Below are 17336 nucleotides of genomic sequence, written 5' to 3' on the forward strand. Positions count from 1 at the left end.
CGGATCAGCTCCCGCGATAGGTCTGGTAGCTCCAGGGCGTCGCGAGCAGCGGCACATGATAGTGCGCGCCGGCGTCGGCGACGGAAAAGCGGAGCGGGATCAAGTCCAGAAACAGCGGGTCTTCAGAGGCGAGGCCATGGGCCTTGAAATAAGCTCCCATATGGAAGGTCAGCATGTAGGTGCCGGTGGTGAAGTCATCGGCCGCCAGCACCGGCTGGTCGGTGCGCCCGTCGGCATTGCTCCGGACCTGCTTGACGCGGCGCCAGGAGCCGTCCGGCTCGAGGACATCGAGATCGATCGCGACGCCGGCCGCGGGCTTGCCCCTGACCGTATCCAGAATATGCGTGCTCAGCCGCCCCATGCATCGTTCCCTCTGCTGCCGGTTCGGAACACTATCAGCGCCAGGTTAAAGGTTCGAGGCGATTTGCAGTTCAGTCTCAGCCTACGGGCTGGTCACGTCGCGCTCCTTGCCGAAGCGCTCGACCAGGAAGTCGATGAACAGCCGCACCTTCACCGAGAGGTGCCGCGTCGGCGGATAGATCGCATACAGCGCGAGCGGCGGCGCGGCGTAATCGGCGAGGATCGCGGTCAGCGCGCCGCTCTCGAGCGCGTCCGCCGCAATGAAGCGCGGGATCAGCGCAATGCCCTGTCCCCTGATGGCGACGTCGCGCAGCACCTCGGCATTGTTGACGCACAACGACCACGCCGGCTGGACCCAGTGGTCGCCGTCGCGGCCGGTGAGCTTCCACTGATTGCCGGTCAGCAGGAAACCGTAGGTGAGAGAGGTGTGACGACGCAGCTCCTCCGGGCTGCCAGGCGTGCCGTGCCGCGCGAGATAGGCCGGCGCGGCGCAGATCACGCGCTCCACCGGCATGATCCGCCGCGCCACCAGGCTCGACGATTCCAGCTCGGCGATCCGCAAGGTCACATCGAAACCGTCCTGGACCGGATCGAGCAGGTCGTCGCTCAGCACGATCTGCAACTGCAGCTCGGGATAGCGGGCCATGAAATCGGCGACGACGGGACCGAGCCGCATGGTGCCGAACGACATCGGCGCGTTGACGCGCAAGAGCCCGCGCGGCGCGGCCTGCGACTGGCTGACGGCCTGATCGGCGGCGTCGAGCTCGGCGAGAATCGAGACTGCGCGCTCGAAATAGAGCTGTCCGGTCTCGGTCGGGCTGGCATGGCGGGTGGTACGGACGATCAGCTGGACGCCGAGGCTCGCCTCCAGCTCGCCGATATATTTCGAGATCGCCGAGCGCGACAGCCGCAACTGCCGGCCGGCCTCGGCGAAGCTGCCGCTCTCGACCACCTTCACGAAGGCCCGCAGGCTGCTCAGCTTGTCCATAGGCCCGCCATTGTCGCCAAATCGTAGACAGAGACGTCACAAGAGCACGGATTGTCTCCAAATCAAAGCCGGCCAATATTGTGCCCAGGAATTCAACGGTCCTTTCGGGGGCCCATCGACAGGAGACCCACATGCCCGGACTGCACCACGTGACTGCGATTGCCGGCGATCCGATCCGCAATTTCGGCTTCTACACCCGCGACCTCGGGCTGCGCTTCGTCAAGAAGACGGTCAATTTCGACGATCCCGGCACCTATCATTTCTACTACGGCGATGAGACCGGCCGCCCCGGCACCATCCTGACCTTCTTCCCCTGGGCCGGCGTGCGGCCGGGCCGCCGCGGCGTCGGCGAGACCCACCAGACCGCGTTCCGGGTGCCGCAGCGCTCCCTTGGCTACTGGACGCAGCGCCTGACCGAGAAGGGCATCGCCTATGAGGCGCTGGAGAAGCGCTTCGGTGAATCCGTGCTGCCGTTCGCCGATCCGGACGGCATGGCGCTCGCGCTGGTCGGTGTCCCCGGCGCGGAGAACGAGCCCGGCTACAGCAATGGCGACATTCCGGCCGAGCACGCGATCCGCGGCTTCCACGGCGTGACCCTGCTGCTCGACTCCGCCGAGAAGACCGCCGCCGTCCTCACCGATGTGTTCGGCTTTGCAGAGCAAGGCTGCGAAGGCTCGGTCATCCGCTTCAAGGCGCCGGGCGACGCGCAGGGCAGCGTGGTCGACATCTACGAGGCCAAGGGCTTCCTGCGCGGCGCGCAGGGCGCCGGGTCGGTGCATCACATCGCCTTCCGCGCCGCCGATGACGCCGCACAGGGCGTGATGGCGCAGCGGCTGGTCGATCGCCACGGCCTGCATCCGACCGAGCAGAAGGACCGCAACTACTTCCGCTCGATCTACTTCCGTGAGCCTGGCGGGGTGCTGTTCGAGATCGCGACCGATATCCCGGGCTTCGCGGTCGACGAGCCGGTCGCCGAGCTCGGACGAAACCTGAAGCTGCCCGCTTTCCTCGAATCGCACCGCAAGCAGATCGAAGGCGTGCTGCCCAACCTCGAAGAGGCCGCATCATGACCGTGGCATTGTCCTTCACCCACCGCTTCCAGCCCGGACACACGGCGGGAGCAGCTCCACTGCTGCTCCTGCACGGCACCGGCGGCGACGAGAACGATCTGCTGCCGCTCGGCGCCACGCTGTCGCCCGGCGCCGCCCTGCTGTCGCCGCGCGGCCAGGTGCTCGAGCATGGCATGCCGCGCTTCTTCCGCCGGCTTGCCGAGGGCGTGTTCGACGAGGACGACGTCCGCCGGCGCGCGCTGGAGCTCGGCGCCTTCGTCGGCGAGGCGCGTCAGCACTACGGGATCGGAGCGCCGGTCGCGGTCGGCTACTCCAACGGCGCCAACATCGCCGCCGCGCTGCTGCTGCTGCAGCCGGAAGCGCTGACCGGTGCAGTGCTGTTCCGCGCCATGGTGCCGCTGGCGCATCCTCCGGCCGCCACGCTCGCGCGCCGGCCGGTGCTGATGCTGTCGGGGCTCGCTGATCCGATCGTGCCCGCCAGCAATTCGGCGAAGCTGTGCACGCAGCTCACCGAGGCCGGCGCCGACGTGACCCACACGACGCTTCCGGCGGGGCACCAATTGTCGCAGGCGGATGTGACGTTGGCGCGCGACTGGCTCGCCGGACTGCCGCAGGCGATCGCCGCCTGAAGACGCTTGCGGCTGTCGCGGCTCCTGGCCAAGAATGTGGTCTCATCGGCACCAGCATCGGACCGCCCCTCCGGCGGCTCCGATGCTGGCGGATGGATGGGAAGGATCGTGCATGGCCGTCGACAAGCTGTTCATCAATGCGCGGCTCGACCATGGCGCGCGCCATGCGATCACGGTCGACGGCGGCCGCATCAGCGGTGTTCTCGCTGAGACCGAGCGCCCCGAGGCGTGCGAGGTGATTGATCTCGGCGGCGCGCTGCTCGTGCCAGGCTTGGTCGAGGGCCACATCCATCTCGACACCAGCTTCTACGGCGATGCCTGGAAGCCGCACAAGCCGTGCACCAACGGCTTCGACGTGCATGAGCGCGTCACGTTCCAGGCGCAGAACATGGCGGCGGCGGCGCCGATGGACGTGCGCGCCCGCAACCAGCTCGATCTCTGCATCGGCCACGGCACCACGCGGATGCGCAGCCATGTGATGGTCGACGGCTCCGTCGGCCTCACATCGCTGGAAACGATCCTGCGCGTCCGCGACGAGTATCGCGAGCTGATCGAGATCCAGCTCGTCGCCTTTCCGCAGAGCGGCATCCTCAAGAGCCCGGGCACGCCCGAGCTGCTCGACGAGGCCATCCGGCTCGGCGCCAACCTCGTCGGCGGGCTCGACCCCGCGAGCTTCGACCGCGACGTCGAGAGGCATCTCGACGTCGTGTTCGGCACAGCCCACAAGCACGGCGTCGATGTCGATATCCATCTGCACGATCCGGGCATGCTCGGCCTGTTCGAGCTGGAGCAGATCGCGGCGCGCACGCGCGCCCTCGGCATGCAAGGGCGCGTCGCGGTCAGCCACGCCTACGCGCTCGGCGACCTGCCTGCTGACCCGCTGAAGAAGATTGCCGACGTCCTGGCGGCGTCTGGCGTCGCCATCATGACCAACGCTCCGGGCGCGCGGCCCTTCCCGCCGGTGGCGGTGCTGCGCGCGGCGGGGGTCACCGTGTTCAGCGGCAACGACAACATCCGCGATTCCTGGTGGCCCTATGGCGACGGCGATCTGTTGAACCGCGCCATGATGGTCGGCTATCGCTCCGGCTTCTATGTCGATGACGAGTTGCGGATGGCCTTTGACCTCGTCACCGAGGCCGGCGCCAAGGCCTTGAGGCTTGCGGACTACGGCCTGCGCGTCGGCGCGCGGGCCGACTTCATCACCCTCGATGCCGAGCACGTGCCGGAGGCCGTCGTCGCCGTGCCAAAGGGCCGCTCAGTCTACAAGGACGGCCGCCTCATCGCGCGCGACGGCCGTGTGATCAGGCAGCCGACCTAGGCCCGCGTCGTTGTGCCGGCTCGACCGGTGCCTGTGAGCGCGGCGGCTCGGCGCGCGACACCGTCGCGGACTCGATCCAGCGCGTCACGGCCGACAATTGTCCGCCGGACTCGCGATAGGCCTGCAGCTGATAGTCGGCCGAGCTGCCGAACTGCATGATGATGCGGCAGTGCTCGACCTCGGCGAGACATCCAAGAGCCTCCGCATGCGGTGCGACATCCGCGATCATGCGGTTGAGGATCTCCTGGCCCGTCACGGGACCGTCCTCGGTCACGAACAGACAGTCGGTGCCATAGCGCTGCGCCCGCCACTTGTTCTCGACCGCGATCGCGCGCTCGACATTGCCGACGGTCTCCGCAAGATCGGGATTGAGATAGAGGTAGCGTGCCAAAGCGCGATAGAGCGAGGCAATCGCCACGGCGTCATCCATCGACGTGCAGACGTCGGGCGCACGCAACTCCAAGGTCGGATGCCGCAGCGACGGCCGCATCGCCCACCAGACATGGCTCTCGTCCGGCATCACGCCGGACTTCGTCAGCGCCGCGACATAGCGATCATATTGCTGCTTCGAGGTGAAAAGCTCGGGCAGGCCGCTGCGCGGCAGCTCGTCATAGGCGGCGAGCCGATAGCCCTTCAGGCCCGTCTCGCGCGAATTCCAGAACGGCGAGGACGCAGACAGCGCGACGAACACCGGGATGTGAGGGAGCATCGCCCGCATCACCGCGAAGCGCAGGTCCGGGTCCGGCAACTGGACATGCACGTGCATGCCGCACAGCATGTTGCGCTGGCCGACGATGCGGAGGTCCTCCATCATCTCCGCGTAGCGCGGCTTGGGGCTCGGTTGCGAGCTGCGCCACGTCGCGGTCGGATGCGTGGAGCAGGCCAGGATGGTCAGGCCATACTGACTCGCCACGCTGGCAACCTCGCGCCGCAGGAATTTCAGCTCCTCGCGCGCATCGCCGACATCGACATGGACGTTGGTGGCGACCTCGAGCTGCACCTGCAGCATCTCGCGCATGGCCTGTCCGCCGGTCGACCAGTTGGCGGCCTCGAACAGATCGTCCGGCGTGCGGATCGCGACATCGCGCGTCTGCGCATCGACGAGAAAGTACTCCTCCTCGATGCCGAACGAATATTCCGTGACTTCCTCGCTGCCGGTGGCCGAGCGGATCACCAGACGACGCTCGTCATCGCTCAGGCCGAGCCGCAGCTTCTCCAAGATGCGTGGATCCAATCCCATGTGATCAATCCTGTCAGACGTCAAATGCCGTGAGTCTGCAGCCATGCCTCGAGCAGGGCCGCCTGCCACAGCCGCGAATGTCCCTTGGGGCTCATCTCGGCTTCGGGGTTTTGCAACATGTGGTCGATCAAGTCGCGTTGGTAGAGACCGCGTGCGCGCGCCTTCTCGTCGTTGAGCACGTCGCGGACATAGTCGAGAAACGGGCCGCGCAGATAGCGCAGCGACGGCACCGGGAAGTATCCCTTGGGACGGTCGATCACCTCCGCCGGCACGCAGCGGCGTGCCGCCTCCTTGAGAATGTGCTTGCCGCCGTTCTTCACCTTCAGCTCGGCGGGCATGCGCGCGGCGAGCTCCACCACGTCGTGATCGAGGAACGGCACGCGGGCCTCCAGCCCGAACGCCATCGTCATGTTGTCGACCCGCTTCACGGGGTCGTCGACCAGCATGATCTCGGTGTCGATCTGCAGCACCTTGTCCACCGCCGAGGCGCCAGCGTGAGCTGCGAAGAAGCGCTCCACGAATGCCAGGCTCTCGTCGTCTTCGCCGAGCAACTCCGGCGCCAGCAGCCGCTGCAGATCCGAATGCGTCCAGTCGAAATAGGCATTTTGATATTGCTGAACGGGATCGTTGGCCGAGAGAAAGCCCGGATACCAGCTGTACCCGCCGAACACCTCGTCCGCACCCTGCCCGCTCTGCACAACCTTGACACGCTTGGCGACCTCGGACGACAGGAGATGGAACGCGACCGCGTCGTGGCTGACCATGGGCTCGGACATGGCCGCGATGGCATGGGGCAAGGCGTCGAGCGCGCAGGTGCCGCCTATCCTGATCTGCTCGTGGTGAGTGCCGAACGTCCGTGCAATGATGTCGGAGTAGTGGAATTCATCGCCGGTGTGCTTCCCCACCGCGTCAAAGCCGATCGAGAAGGTGCGGATGTCCTCGTGTCCCAGCTTGGACAGCAGCGCGACCAGCAGCGACGAATCCAGCCCGCCCGACAACAGCACACCGACGGCCACGTCGGCGACACGGCGACGGTCCACCGCCGATGTCATCGCGTCCAGCAATGCATCCGACCATTCTTCCTGGCTCATGGCGCGATCGGTGGAGCGCGACGCGCCGACGCTGAACTGCCAGTACCTTTCGCGGCGCTGCGTTCCATCGGGCTCGATCGTCAGCAACGTCGCCGGCTCGAGCTTCTTCACGCCATTGAGGATCGTACGCGGCGCCGGAACGGCGGCGTGAAAACTGAAGAAATGATGCAGCGCCGTTCGGTCGATCGAGGTGTCGACATCACCACCGGCGAGCAGCGCCGGCAGGGACGAGGCAAAGCGGAGGAAGCCCGGCCCCTCGGTGTAGTACAGCGGCTTGATGCCGAGACGGTCGCGCGCGATCACGACGCGTCCGCTGTCGCGCTCCCACAGTGCGAAGGCGAACATGCCCTTGAAGCGCTGAACACAGGTCTTGCCCCAGGCATGATAGGCCTTGAGGATCACCTCGGTATCGCCGTCGGAGAAGAAGCCATAGCCCTTCGCCTGCAACTCGGCGCGCAGCTCGCGGAAATTATAGATGCACCCATTGAACGCGATGCCGAGACCGAGCGCGGCATCGATCATCGGCTGCTGCGCGGCGGCTGATAGATCGAGAATGCTGAGACGACGGTGGCCGAGCGCGATTCCGCCCTGCACGTAGAGGCCGGCGGCGTCGGGACCGCGCGCCTGCATTGCATCGTTGACTCGGCCGAGCGCCGCGAGCGCGGGCTGTCCGGAAGTCCTAACTTCACCACAAATGCCGCACATCGCGGATCATCCAGTTTCTGTTGTGTTATGTGCCGCCGACAACCCTCTGTGATCGTTTGCGTTCCGCGATGAAACCGGCAGAGTCCGTGGCAAATAGCGGAACGATTTCGGCGGGTCTGGACGCGCGCGCGACCAGCACGTGATCGGGCGGAACCTCGATCCAGTCCGGCTCCTTGTCAAAAGGCTCGGAGACGACGATCACTTGATCGCCATCTTCCCGGTAGTAGAGCGAGTTGGCGCGATCATTCGCAGCGAAGCGAAATGCGTAGAGATCGTGGCCGTTCGACAGGGCGGACGTGAAGCGCAGGTGCTCACGCAGACCGTCCTCGTTGACCAGCTGGCGGAGCGCGCGCAGCACGTTCGATGTCGCACCGATCGGGTCCTGATCGATGCCGGCGCCGACGATGGCGAGGAACACGGCTTCGGAATCGGTGGTGCCGAGCCGCGATGGATACAGCGCGTCCGGAATCATTGCTTCGACCTTGCGGCGCAGTCTGTTCCAGCTACCGACGAAGCCGTTGTGCATGAACAGCCAGCGGCCGCAGGCAAACGGATGGCAGTTCTGACGGGTCACGGCCGTGCCGGTCGCGGCGCGCACATGCGCGAAGAACAGATGTGAATGCAGGTGTCGGCAGAGATAGCGGAGGTTCTCATCGGACCACGCCGGGCGCGTCTCGCGATACAGGCCGGGCTCAGGATGATCCCCATACCAACCCAGACCGAAGCCATCGCCATTTGTGCCTGCGGTGGATTCCAGCGCGCGGATGCTCTGCGTCACCAGGGAATGTTCCGGCTCGGTCACATAGTGCTCGAAAGCGGTCGTCTCACCGCGATACGCGATCCAGCGGCACATCCTGCCCCTCCGGTTCAATCAATGGGCTCGCGGCACGCCTGCGCGTTCTTTCGGAGCAGGCGGAAACGCGTCAAAGCACCCCTGGTTCCCGCGCACTCAGTCACGCACGGGACGTCAGCCTGTGGGAGCGCAGATCAACGAGACAGCGCGCAGAGGCAATCGTCGTCAGCTCCTGCCGTTCCCATCCGCACGTCCGAGGTCGCCTCTCCGGGCTCGCGCTTTCGCGGCGTTGCGACAGGTGTTCGATCGTTGCGAGTTGTGCGTAGAGCTCAGGTCCTCGCCAATCGCCATGGCGACACCGACCGTCTCGCCGCACGTCCCTTACAGATGAAGCGCCATCGTCGCACTCATGTTCACGCCTCGCCGCGCTCACGCACCAGCCGGAGCCACGCCGCCGCGGCCGGCGAGAGATAGGCGCCACGACGCCAGGCCATCGCCAGCGTCCATTCGGTGCCGGGCTCGTCGAGCAGCACGAGACTGATCGGCACCTGCGTGCGCTGGGTCGCAATCATGCGCGGCAGAAAGGCAACCCCGAGACCGGCGCCGGCGAGTTCGGCGATGAAATCGATCTGCGTGCTGCGCGCGGCCACAACCGGCTCGAAGCCGTTGCGGCGGCAGGCCTCGCGGAGGATGCGGTTGAGTGCGAAGCCGGCCTCGAACAGCACGAACGGCGTGTCGCGCAGCTCGGCGAGCGTGATCGTCGCGCGGCGGGCCAGCGGATGCTCGACAGAAACGAGCGCCATCAGCGGCTCGCGGCGCACGATCTGCGCGGCAAACTCATCGGCGATCGGCGGCAGCAGGCCGGCAAAATCGATGTCGCCTGCAGCCAGCAATTCGCTGAGCCGGTCGCTGCCGTGCTCCACCAGCCGGATCTCGATCTCCGGATGAAGCTGGCGGTAGAGCGCGAACAACGGCGCGAAGAGCGTGCTCGATCCGATCGGCGGCAGGCCGAGGCGCAGCACGCCGCGCTTCAAGCCGCGCAGCTCGGCGAGCTCCGCCTGCAGATCATCGCGCTCCGTCAGCAGCCGGATCGCACGGCGATAGACGATCTCGCCAGCCGCTGTCATGCGGCTCTTGTGGCCAAGCCGGTCCAAGAGCGGCAATCCAAGCTCGTCCTCGAGCTGCTTGACGGCCTTGCTCACGGTCGACTGGGTCGCAAACACCACCTTGGCGGCCTGGGAGAAGCCGCCTTGCCGGACGACCTCGACGAAGGTCCTGAGGGTACGGAGTTCCATAATCGCGCCCTAGTATTCTATTTTGGACTTATTACCATTCATTCAATTCGCTTTCTACATGCTGCGATGCGGCATACCTTGAAAGCACGATCACTTTTTGGACGCCGCCACATGATGCATCGCAACATTTCCATTGGGGTCCATCGCCTGTTCCGCCGCAACCGACTGGTGCAGATCGGCCTGCTCGGCCTGTTCTGGGCTGTCGGCGAGGCGCTGGCCCGGACGACCGGGCTGCCATTGCCCGGCGGCATCATCGGAATGGCACTCGCGCTCGCCCTGTTCCTGGCCGGCGGGCTGAAGGTCGCCAGCATGAAGCGCGGCGCGAACTGGATGCTCGCCGAGATGCTGCTGTTCTTCGTGCCGGCGGTGCTGGCGCTGCTCGACCATCGCGAGCTGTTCGGCCTGCTTGGCCTGAAGATCTTTGCCTTGATCGTCGTCAGCACCACCGCCGTGATGTGCGTGACCGCGCTCACGATCGACCTCTGCTACCGTTGGACCGAGCGTCATGACCCTCGCCGCGCTGTGGCGTGAGCCGCTGATCCAGGCGGCTGTCTGGTCGCTCGCGACGATCCTGCTCTATGTGCTCGCCAAGCGCATGCACCGGCGCTGGCCGCGCTGGTGGCTGATGCCGCTCGCGGTGGCGCCAGCACTGCTGATGATCGCAGCGCTCGCGCTCAACGTCTCCTATCGCGACTACATCCGCGGCACGCATTGGCTGGTGGCGCTGCTCGGCCCGGCCACCGTCGCCTTCGCCGTGCCGATCTATGAGCAGCGGGCGCTGATCTGCCGCCGCTGGCCGCTGCTGCTGGCCGGCATGGTCGCGGGGAGCCTCACCGCGGTGGCGACCAGTTGGGCACTGGCCTATGTCCTCGGCATCGATGGCGAGCTGCGTCTGAGCCTGTTGCCGCGCTCGATCAGCACGCCATTCGCGATGGAAGTCTCCGGCGAGATCGGCGGCATCCCCGATCTCACCGCCGTGTTCGTCGTGCTTACCGGCATCATCGGAGCCGCCGTCGGCGACCTCGTGCTCGCGCGGCTGCCGCTGCGCTCGACGCTGGCCAAGGGCGCACTGTTTGGCGTCGGCGCGCACGGCGCGGGTACCGCGCGCGCCAACCAGATCGGTCGCGAGGAGGGCGCGGTCGCCGGCCTCGTGATGGTGCTGGTCGGGCTGATGAACGTGGCGCTGGCGCCGCTCATCATTCAGTTCATGCGGTAGCGCGCTCAGCCCCGTGCGAGCGAGGCGATCCAGTTGCTGATCTCGGTCTGCCGCATCCCGTCATTCGCCACGTCCTGGTCGAGCCCCAGCCGCCACAGAATGTCGCGCCGGGCACGGTCGTGGTGCAGGATCGCGAGATCGGCGGCGTAACGCTCGAGCTCGGCCGGAGCGGCGAAGAAGCCCTCCTCGACCAGCGGCTGGCCGATGCGGCGGAGCACCCAGGCGACGTCCTGCAGGCTGAATTCGGGATGATACTGCACGCCCCAGAACCGGCCGCGGCCGCTGCGGATCTCCGCGGCCTGCACCTCGCTCATCGCGTTGCGTGCGGTGACCGTCGCATCCGGCGGCAGCCTGGTGACGATGTCGCTATGGATCGCCGGGGCATCGAACACGGCGCCCCGCGCCGCATGCATCGGATGATCGCGGCCCGCCTCCGTCAGCGCGATCTTGCGCGCGAAGCCGACCTCGCGGCCGGCCGGATTGAGCGACACCTCGCCGCCGGCCGCGACGCTGGCGAGCTGAAGTCCCCAGCATGAGCCGAACATCGGCACGCCCTGCGCGAAGATCGCGCGCACCAGCTCGATCTGACGCAGGGATTCCGGCTCGCGCTGATAGATATTGAGCGCCGATCCCGTGATGACGATGCCCTGATAGGCCTCGATCGGCTGCGGCAGGCGCGCATCGGCATCGGCGGGCGTGGCGATGTCGATCGCCGCGTCCGGCGCGAGTGCGCGCAGCACGGCCGCGTAGCTCTCCGACGGCGTCGCGCCCGCGACCTCGGCCCAGCGGCGCCGGCCGTCCAGCGAGTTGCCTTCGAGCACGAGCAGTCTCAGCACTCGTCAAACCTCCGCCCGCCCGATCACGGATCCAACGCGCCGCGCAGGAATCGCGCGCTCCGCTCATGCACCTCCGGCCGGTTCAGGATCGTATGGACGTCGGCATCGATCACCATCACCTCCGCCTTCGCATCGTCCTTGAGCGCGGCGGCGCAGGAGCCGGTGACGGCGCGGTCCTTGTTCCAGGGATTGGCGGCCGAGAAATAGGGATCGCGCGCCGAAATCGCGTTCAGCACCGGCTCGGTCGGGCCGATGCCGAGCCCGGGCGCGGTGACGAAGTAGTTGTCCTCGCACGACCACGAATAGATCAGCCGCGCCGCCACGTCCTTGCCGGCGTAGCGGCCGACCGCCACCGCGCCCTCGCTGGTGCCCGCCAGCACGATCCGCAGCCGGTCGACCCAGCTCCAGTCGCGCGACGCCTTCAGCGCGTTCTCCAGCTCGGCCAGCCGCAAGGCGTGGACGTGCTCATAGGTCGCGACGTCGACCGGCGAGGTGTAGGTCAGCCGGTCGGGAATCGCGAGGCTGTCGGGCGCCACCGATGCCACTCCGAGCTCGTCGGCGAGCCAGGCCTGGAACTCCTTCACCGCCGGCGCGACGCCGCTCGACCCGTGCATCACGATCACGAGCGGCGCGATCCCGATCACGTCGGGCGCGTCCTCCGCACGGCCCTCCCAGCGCCGTCCGCCGGCGAGTGTCGCCGGCAACACCAGGTTGGCCCGGCTCCAGGTCAGCGCAAGATTGGCCGGCGACGGCTCCAGCACCGTACCCCTGGTCTCGCCGGGCTTGTCGGCCGCGAGCACGGCGGTCGCGCAGAGAAAGGCGGCGGCCATCGGCAGGACACGCGCCACGAACATGATCGATCCGTCCTTCTGCGAGGCGAGCACAGCGAACCTGGCGCGCACCGTCCGTTTCAATCACGGCATCGGGCTGCGGACAAGCAAGGTGCGACGGACGGTGCATGCAGGGCACCCATGCGGTGATGCGATCAGCAGGCGCGCAGCCGCCGGCGCTGGGCACGCGGCGTCTCCATCGACCGGACGTGATGGCGCGGCGTGGCCGCAGCGCAGACCATCGCATTGAGCGCGCCGGCCGGCACGGCGGCGACCTCGCGCGCTCCTCCGCAGCCGCTGACGGCGCGTAGCCGCGGCACAACCGGCGACATGTCCCGCAAGGCCTCCCGGCGTACGCTCACATCGCTCCGGACCTCCACGGGAGAGAGCGCCAGCAGCGTCGCCCGCAAGCCGCGAAGGATGGCGGCCATTGCGCGCGACGGCTGCGCCCAGCGAAACGGCCGGGCCGAACGCTTGGCGCGGCCATCGGCGCGCTTGGCTCGCCCGGCTCCGCTGGCGCGACGGCCGCGCTGATTGGATGCTGATCCCTCGTCATCGACCTGCAACATCAGCCGGAACGGCTGTTCCGAGGGGCCGGCCGCGATCAACAACTTGCGCATGCGTCTCACCTTGATCTCGTCACGGCCAACCCGGCGGCCGCGTTCGTCGACACCATGGCGCAAGCGCGGTGACCGCAAGCTGTTGCCCGATGTCAGCGACATGTCAGCTCCGCCGCAGGCGGCATTGTCGCCGGATGGCGACGCGTCGCTCACAATCTCCCTCCCAGCCGGGCCATCACCAGATCCAGCACGTCGGCCTCGTCGAACGCCGCCGCGGTCAGCGCCGCGCCCGCCGCGATCAGCTCGTCGTGACCGAGATTGGTGCGCATGCCGACGGTGGCGATGCCGGCCGCCGTCGCCGCCGCGATGCCGGCGCGGGAATCTTCGAAGGCGACCGACCGTTCCGGCACGGCATCGATCGCGCGCAGGCCTTCCAAATAGGGCAGCGGGTGCGGCTTGCCGTGCGGCAGTTCGTCGCCGATGACCACGGCGCGAAATCGGTCCGCCAAGCCGAGCCCGTGCAGGATCAGTTCGGCATTGGCCCGCGGCGCGTTGGTGACGGCCACGATGGGTATCGCAGCCGCCGCGGCCCGATCGAGCAGCACCGTCAGGCCCGGCAGCGGCTGCACCGCGCCGGCGGCGAGGCTGCGAAACACCTCCTCCTTCTGCGCCATGACCGCCGCGCGCCGCTCGGGCGGCTCATCGGGCAGAAATTGGGCGGAGATCGACAAATTGGATCGGCCGAGCAGTTCGCGTGCCGCCCGCGCGCGGTCGAACGCATGGCCATATGGCCCGAACACCGCGTTGAAGGCCTGCAGATGCAGCGCATCGGTATCAGCGAGCGTGCCGTCGATGTCGAACAGCAAAGCCCGCCCCCTTTTATTGATAACGCCTCGCATCAGCAAATTGACCTCAACTCATCCGGATGTTGACGCGATCTGATCCAACTCTCGACCAGACCAGCTGTCGTTATTCCTCAAACGGCGTGAAACCGCGACGGGGGAAATTGCGATGATCGGCCAGTTGAGCGCATTGCCTGTTTTGACATCGTCGAGGCTCGGAGCGGCCGCCGCGCTGGTCTCCGTCATCTGCATTGCCGCGCCCGGCGCCGCGCAGGCCGGCTCCGCCAACGGCGACATGGTCAACGGCCAGTACTGCAACGATCTCTGCAAGGCCTATATGGCCTGGTCCGACCGCATGCTGGCCGTCACCCAGCCGGCGTCCTATTCGCGGCCGCAGGTGCGGGTCGCGGTGCCGCAGAGCATGACGCCGAAGAAGATGGACAAGGCCGAGAAGCCGGACCGGATGGCGCAGCACGGACCGAAGCCGCATCGGCCGGCGAACCTGAACTCCTTTGCGCAGCTGCCCTCCGGCACCCAGGCCGCGCAGTCTTCGATGGAGCCGCCGCCGAGCGACCTCGCCGCGTCCGACGCACCGGCGACAGGTCGGCTGTTCGCGTCCGACCCGCTGCCCCACTCCGCCATCGCCGACATGCGGCGCGCGACCGACGCCGCCGGCCTGCGGCTGGTGTCGATGACCGAGCCCGGCATGGCGCCGGTCACGGTCGGCGAGGCCGGCAGCAGCCCGCGCTCGAAGATGCCCTCGATGTGGATCATGCTTGCCGCAGCCGCGCTGCTGGCCTATTTCGGCCATGGCTGGCTCAAGCGCCGCAACGGCGCGTCGCATCACCTCAACTGAGACGGCAGGAACCGCGACGTCAGGTCGGCCGCGCAACGCCGCGGGAACCATTCCGGACAAATTGACCACCTGCCCTCGCCTGCGACCGGGGCTTCGGTTGAACTCGCAGCGCCGCGGCTCTATGCGTGGGCGATGAACATCGCCCTCACCGCCCCACCGCTGAGTTCCTGGCCGCGCCATCGCGCGGACCTCAAGCCTGCGCCGTTCCTGCCGATGAGCCGCAAGGAGATGGACGCGCTCGGCTGGGACGCGTGCGACATCGTGCTGGTGACCGGCGACGCCTATGTCGACCATCCTTCCTTCGGCATGGCGATCATCGGCCGGCTGCTCGAGGCCCAGGGCTTTCGCGTCGGCATCATCTCGCAGCCCGACTGGCACTCCGCCGAGCCGTTCAAGGCGCTCGGTAGGCCGCGCGTGTTCTTCGGCGTCACCGGCGGCAACATGGACTCCATGGTCAACCGCTACACGGCCGATCGCCGCATCCGCAGCGACGACGCCTATACGCCCAATGGCGAAGGCGGCAGGCGGCCGGACCGCTGCACGCTGGTCTATGCGCAGCGCTGCCGCGAGGCGTTCAAGGACGTGCCCGTCGTGCTCGGCGGCATCGAGGCGTCGCTGCGCCGCATCGCGCATTACGACTACTGGTCCGACAAGGTGCGCCGCTCGGTGCTGGCCGACGCCAAGGCCGACATCCTGATCTACGGCAATGCCGAGCGTGCGGTGATCGAGGTCGCGCATCGGATCGCCGGCGGCGAAGCGCCCAAGGACATCCAGTCGGTGCGCGGCACCGCGCTGTTCCGGAAAGTGCCCGAAGGCTTTGTCGAGCTGCATGCCGACGATCTCGACTCCGCCGACGAAGGCGCTGCGCGCGAGAAGGGCGACGTCGTGGTCCGGCTGCCGTCCTGCGAGCAGGTCGAGGCGGACAAGGAAGCCTATGCCCGCGCCTCGCGCGTGCTGCACCGGGAGAGCAATCCGGGCAATGCGCGTCCCCTGGTGCAGCGTCATGGCGACCGCGACCTCTGGCTCAACCCGCCGCCGATCCCGCTGACCATGGCGGAGATGGACAGCGTCTACGATCTGCCCTATGCCCGCGCGCCGCATCCGTCCTATGGCAACGCCAAGATCCCGGCCTGGGACATGATCAAGTTCTCGGTGACGATCATGCGCGGCTGCTTCGGCGGCTGCACCTTCTGCTCGATCACCGAGCACGAGGGCCGCATCATCCAGAGCCGCTCGGAAGGCTCGATCCTGCAGGAGATCGAGCGCATCCGCGACAAGACACCGGGCTTCACCGGCGTGATCTCGGACATCGGCGGCCCCACCGCCAACATGTACCGGATGGCGTGCAAGGACCCCAAGGTCGAGGCCGCCTGCCGCCGGCCGTCCTGCGTGTTTCCGGAGATCTGCCCGAACCTAAACACCTCGCATGACGATCTCATCCGGCTCTATCGCAAGGTGCGCGAGGTCAAGGGCGTCAAGCGCGTGATGGTCGCCTCCGGCGTGCGCTACGACCTCGCCGTCGAGAGCCCGGCCTACATCAAGGAGCTGGTCACGCATCATGTCGGCGGCTACCTGAAGATCGCGCCGGAGCATACCGAGCGCGGCCCGCTCGACAAGATGATGAAGCCGGGCATCGGCAGCTATGACCGCTTCAAGCAGATGTTCGACGCCGCCGCCAAGGAGGCCGGCAAGAAGTACTATCTGATCCCGTATTTCATCGCCGCGCACCCCGGCACGTCAGACGAGGACATGATGAACCTCGCGCTGTGGCTCAAGCGCAACCGCTACCGCGCCGATCAGGTCCAGACCTTCCTGCCCTCGCCGATGGCGACCGCAACGGCGATGTACCACACCGGCGTCAACCCGCTGCGCGGCGTGCGTCACGGCGGCAGTGACAAGGTCGAGGCCATCAAGGGCCTCAAGCAGCGAAGGCTGCACAAGGCGTTTCTGCGCTATCACGATCCGGACAATTGGCCGGTGCTGCGCGAGGCGCTCCGCGCGATGGGCCGCGCCGACCTGATCGGCTCCCGTCCGGACCAGCTGGTGCCGGCGCATCAGCCGCCCGGCACCGGCAAGGCCGCAACGACACGGCGGCCGGTGCGCCCGGAGCAGCGACCGCAGCGTTTCACGACCAAGGGCGTGAAGATCAGGAAGTAGTTCGGGTTGGTAACGGCTTCGGCCTCGTAGTACGGCACGCAGCCCATTCCACCCTCCGCTGTCGTCCCGGACGAGCGCGCATCGCGCGCGAAGATCCGGGACCCATAACCACAGGGAGACGTGTTGGGCACGCTCTGAGCCACCAGCCTGCCTCATACGACCGCCTGTGGTTGTGGGTCCCGGCTCAAGGCCGGGACGACATTGAGTTTGTAGGGCCGCCACTCCGTCTCACACGCATCGCAAGCGCCGGCGCGCATGACGCATCCGCGCCCCCTACCACCGCATCCACTCCACGATGTTTGCAAACAGCCCACCGCAGCCCCGCGGCGCATCCGCGCCCGGGTCATGCTGCCGACATCGCCCTCGACCAACGAGAGGGCGCGGGGAAGACCGGACCTCGACTGAGGCCCGTGGCCCGCCTGCAGAAAAAAATGCAGGCGGCAGGTACCACAGGTCCAGCCGGACGACCCGGTGGATTCAATTGGTCGTCGCAACACTCGATGAGGAGGTTGCGATGGGCATTCGAAAGAAACGGTCAACGCGGGGCAAG

17 protein-coding genes are annotated in these 17336 nt (G+C 67.3%); 7 read left to right on the plus strand and 10 right to left on the minus strand.

Going from position 1 to position 17336, the window contains the following annotated elements; genetic code table 11:
• Window positions 1-4: 4 nt before the first annotated feature.
• Complete coding sequence (gene uraH / locus QW863_RS14410; protein WP_315713680.1) at window positions 5-361, minus strand: hydroxyisourate hydrolase; 357 nt, start codon at window positions 359-361, stop codon at window positions 5-7.
• An 81-nt stretch (window positions 362-442) separates the two neighbouring features.
• Window positions 443-1348, minus strand: coding sequence for a LysR family transcriptional regulator (locus tag QW863_RS14415; protein WP_315713679.1), 906 nt, complete (start codon window positions 1346-1348; stop codon window positions 443-445).
• Window positions 1349-1479: 131 nt separating this feature from the next.
• Here QW863_RS14415 and QW863_RS14420 point away from each other — a divergent pair, with 131 nt between their 5' ends.
• The 3 genes from QW863_RS14420 (at window position 1480) to QW863_RS14430 (ending at window position 4365) form a co-directional block, all read left to right on the plus strand.
• Entirely contained in the window at window positions 1480-2418 is a 939-nt protein-coding gene (locus QW863_RS14420; protein ID WP_315713678.1) for a ring-cleaving dioxygenase, read from the plus strand.
• Window positions 2415-3047, plus strand: coding sequence for an alpha/beta hydrolase (locus QW863_RS14425; protein ID WP_315713677.1), 633 nt, complete (start codon window positions 2415-2417; stop codon window positions 3045-3047). Before QW863_RS14420 ends, QW863_RS14425 begins: the two co-directional genes overlap by 4 nt.
• Window positions 3048-3159: 112 nt before the next feature.
• A complete protein-coding gene (locus QW863_RS14430) occupies window positions 3160-4365 on the plus strand; it encodes an amidohydrolase family protein (protein WP_315713676.1) in 1206 nt (401 codons plus the stop codon).
• On the opposite strand, the gene QW863_RS14435 is transcribed toward QW863_RS14430, so the two are convergent.
• The 4 genes from QW863_RS14435 to QW863_RS14450 all read right to left on the minus strand — a co-directional run bounded on the left by QW863_RS14435 (window position 4349) and on the right by QW863_RS14450 (window position 9489).
• Entirely contained in the window at window positions 4349-5605 is a 1257-nt protein-coding gene (locus tag QW863_RS14435; RefSeq protein WP_315713675.1) for a carboxylate-amine ligase, read from the minus strand. The two genes, QW863_RS14430 and QW863_RS14435, sit on opposite strands and share 17 nt — an antisense overlap.
• Before the next feature lie 20 nt (window positions 5606-5625).
• On the minus strand, window positions 5626-7401 hold the full coding sequence (locus QW863_RS14440) for an N-acetylglutaminylglutamine amidotransferase (protein WP_315713674.1): 1776 nt from the start codon (window positions 7399-7401) through the stop codon (window positions 5626-5628).
• 25 nt (window positions 7402-7426) lie between these two features.
• Window positions 7427-8254, minus strand: coding sequence for a class II glutamine amidotransferase (locus QW863_RS14445; RefSeq protein ID WP_315713673.1), 828 nt, complete (start codon window positions 8252-8254; stop codon window positions 7427-7429).
• A gap of 353 nt (window positions 8255-8607) precedes the next feature.
• Window positions 8608-9489 (minus strand): LysR family transcriptional regulator, encoded by an 882-nt coding sequence (locus QW863_RS14450; RefSeq protein WP_315713672.1) that lies wholly within the window; start codon window positions 9487-9489, stop codon window positions 8608-8610.
• A gap of 111 nt (window positions 9490-9600) precedes the next feature.
• On the opposite strand from QW863_RS14450, the gene QW863_RS14455 reads away from it, so the two are divergent.
• Entirely contained in the window at window positions 9601-10020 is a 420-nt protein-coding gene (locus QW863_RS14455) for a CidA/LrgA family protein (protein ID WP_315713671.1), read from the plus strand.
• A complete protein-coding gene (locus QW863_RS14460; RefSeq protein ID WP_315713670.1) occupies window positions 9995-10705 on the plus strand; it encodes an LrgB family protein in 711 nt (236 codons plus the stop codon). Before QW863_RS14455 ends, QW863_RS14460 begins: the two co-directional genes overlap by 26 nt.
• Window positions 10706-10710: 5 nt before the next feature.
• On the opposite strand, the gene QW863_RS14465 is transcribed toward QW863_RS14460, so the two are convergent.
• The 4 genes from QW863_RS14465 to QW863_RS14480 form a co-directional block, all read right to left on the minus strand.
• Window positions 10711-11541, minus strand: coding sequence for a type 1 glutamine amidotransferase (locus QW863_RS14465; RefSeq protein ID WP_315713669.1), 831 nt, complete (start codon window positions 11539-11541; stop codon window positions 10711-10713).
• Window positions 11542-11564: 23 nt separating this feature from the next.
• On the minus strand, window positions 11565-12395 hold the full coding sequence (locus QW863_RS14470; RefSeq protein ID WP_315714356.1) for a hypothetical protein: 831 nt from the start codon (window positions 12393-12395) through the stop codon (window positions 11565-11567).
• Between the two features lie 131 nt (window positions 12396-12526).
• A complete protein-coding gene (locus QW863_RS14475) occupies window positions 12527-12991 on the minus strand; it encodes a hypothetical protein (protein ID WP_315713668.1) in 465 nt (154 codons plus the stop codon).
• 149 nt (window positions 12992-13140) lie between these two features.
• Window positions 13141-13836 carry an HAD-IA family hydrolase gene (locus QW863_RS14480; protein ID WP_315713667.1) on the minus strand — a complete coding sequence of 232 codons (696 nt, stop codon included), beginning with the start codon at window positions 13834-13836 and terminating at the stop codon, window positions 13141-13143.
• 106 nt (window positions 13837-13942) lie between these two features.
• Between QW863_RS14480 and QW863_RS14485 the strand changes: the two genes are divergently transcribed.
• Together QW863_RS14485 and QW863_RS14490 are read left to right on the plus strand one after the other, a co-directional pair.
• Complete coding sequence (locus QW863_RS14485; RefSeq protein WP_315713666.1) at window positions 13943-14629, plus strand: hypothetical protein; 687 nt, start codon at window positions 13943-13945, stop codon at window positions 14627-14629.
• Window positions 14630-14761: 132 nt separating this feature from the next.
• Window positions 14762-16786, plus strand: a complete 2025-nt coding sequence (locus QW863_RS14490; protein ID WP_315713665.1) for a YgiQ family radical SAM protein — start codon at window positions 14762-14764, stop codon at window positions 16784-16786.
• Window positions 16787-17336: the final 550 nt, after the last annotated feature.

It is taken from the genome of Bradyrhizobium sp. SZCCHNR1017, from assembly GCF_032381375.1.
Classification (GTDB): domain Bacteria; phylum Pseudomonadota; class Alphaproteobacteria; order Rhizobiales; family Xanthobacteraceae; genus Bradyrhizobium.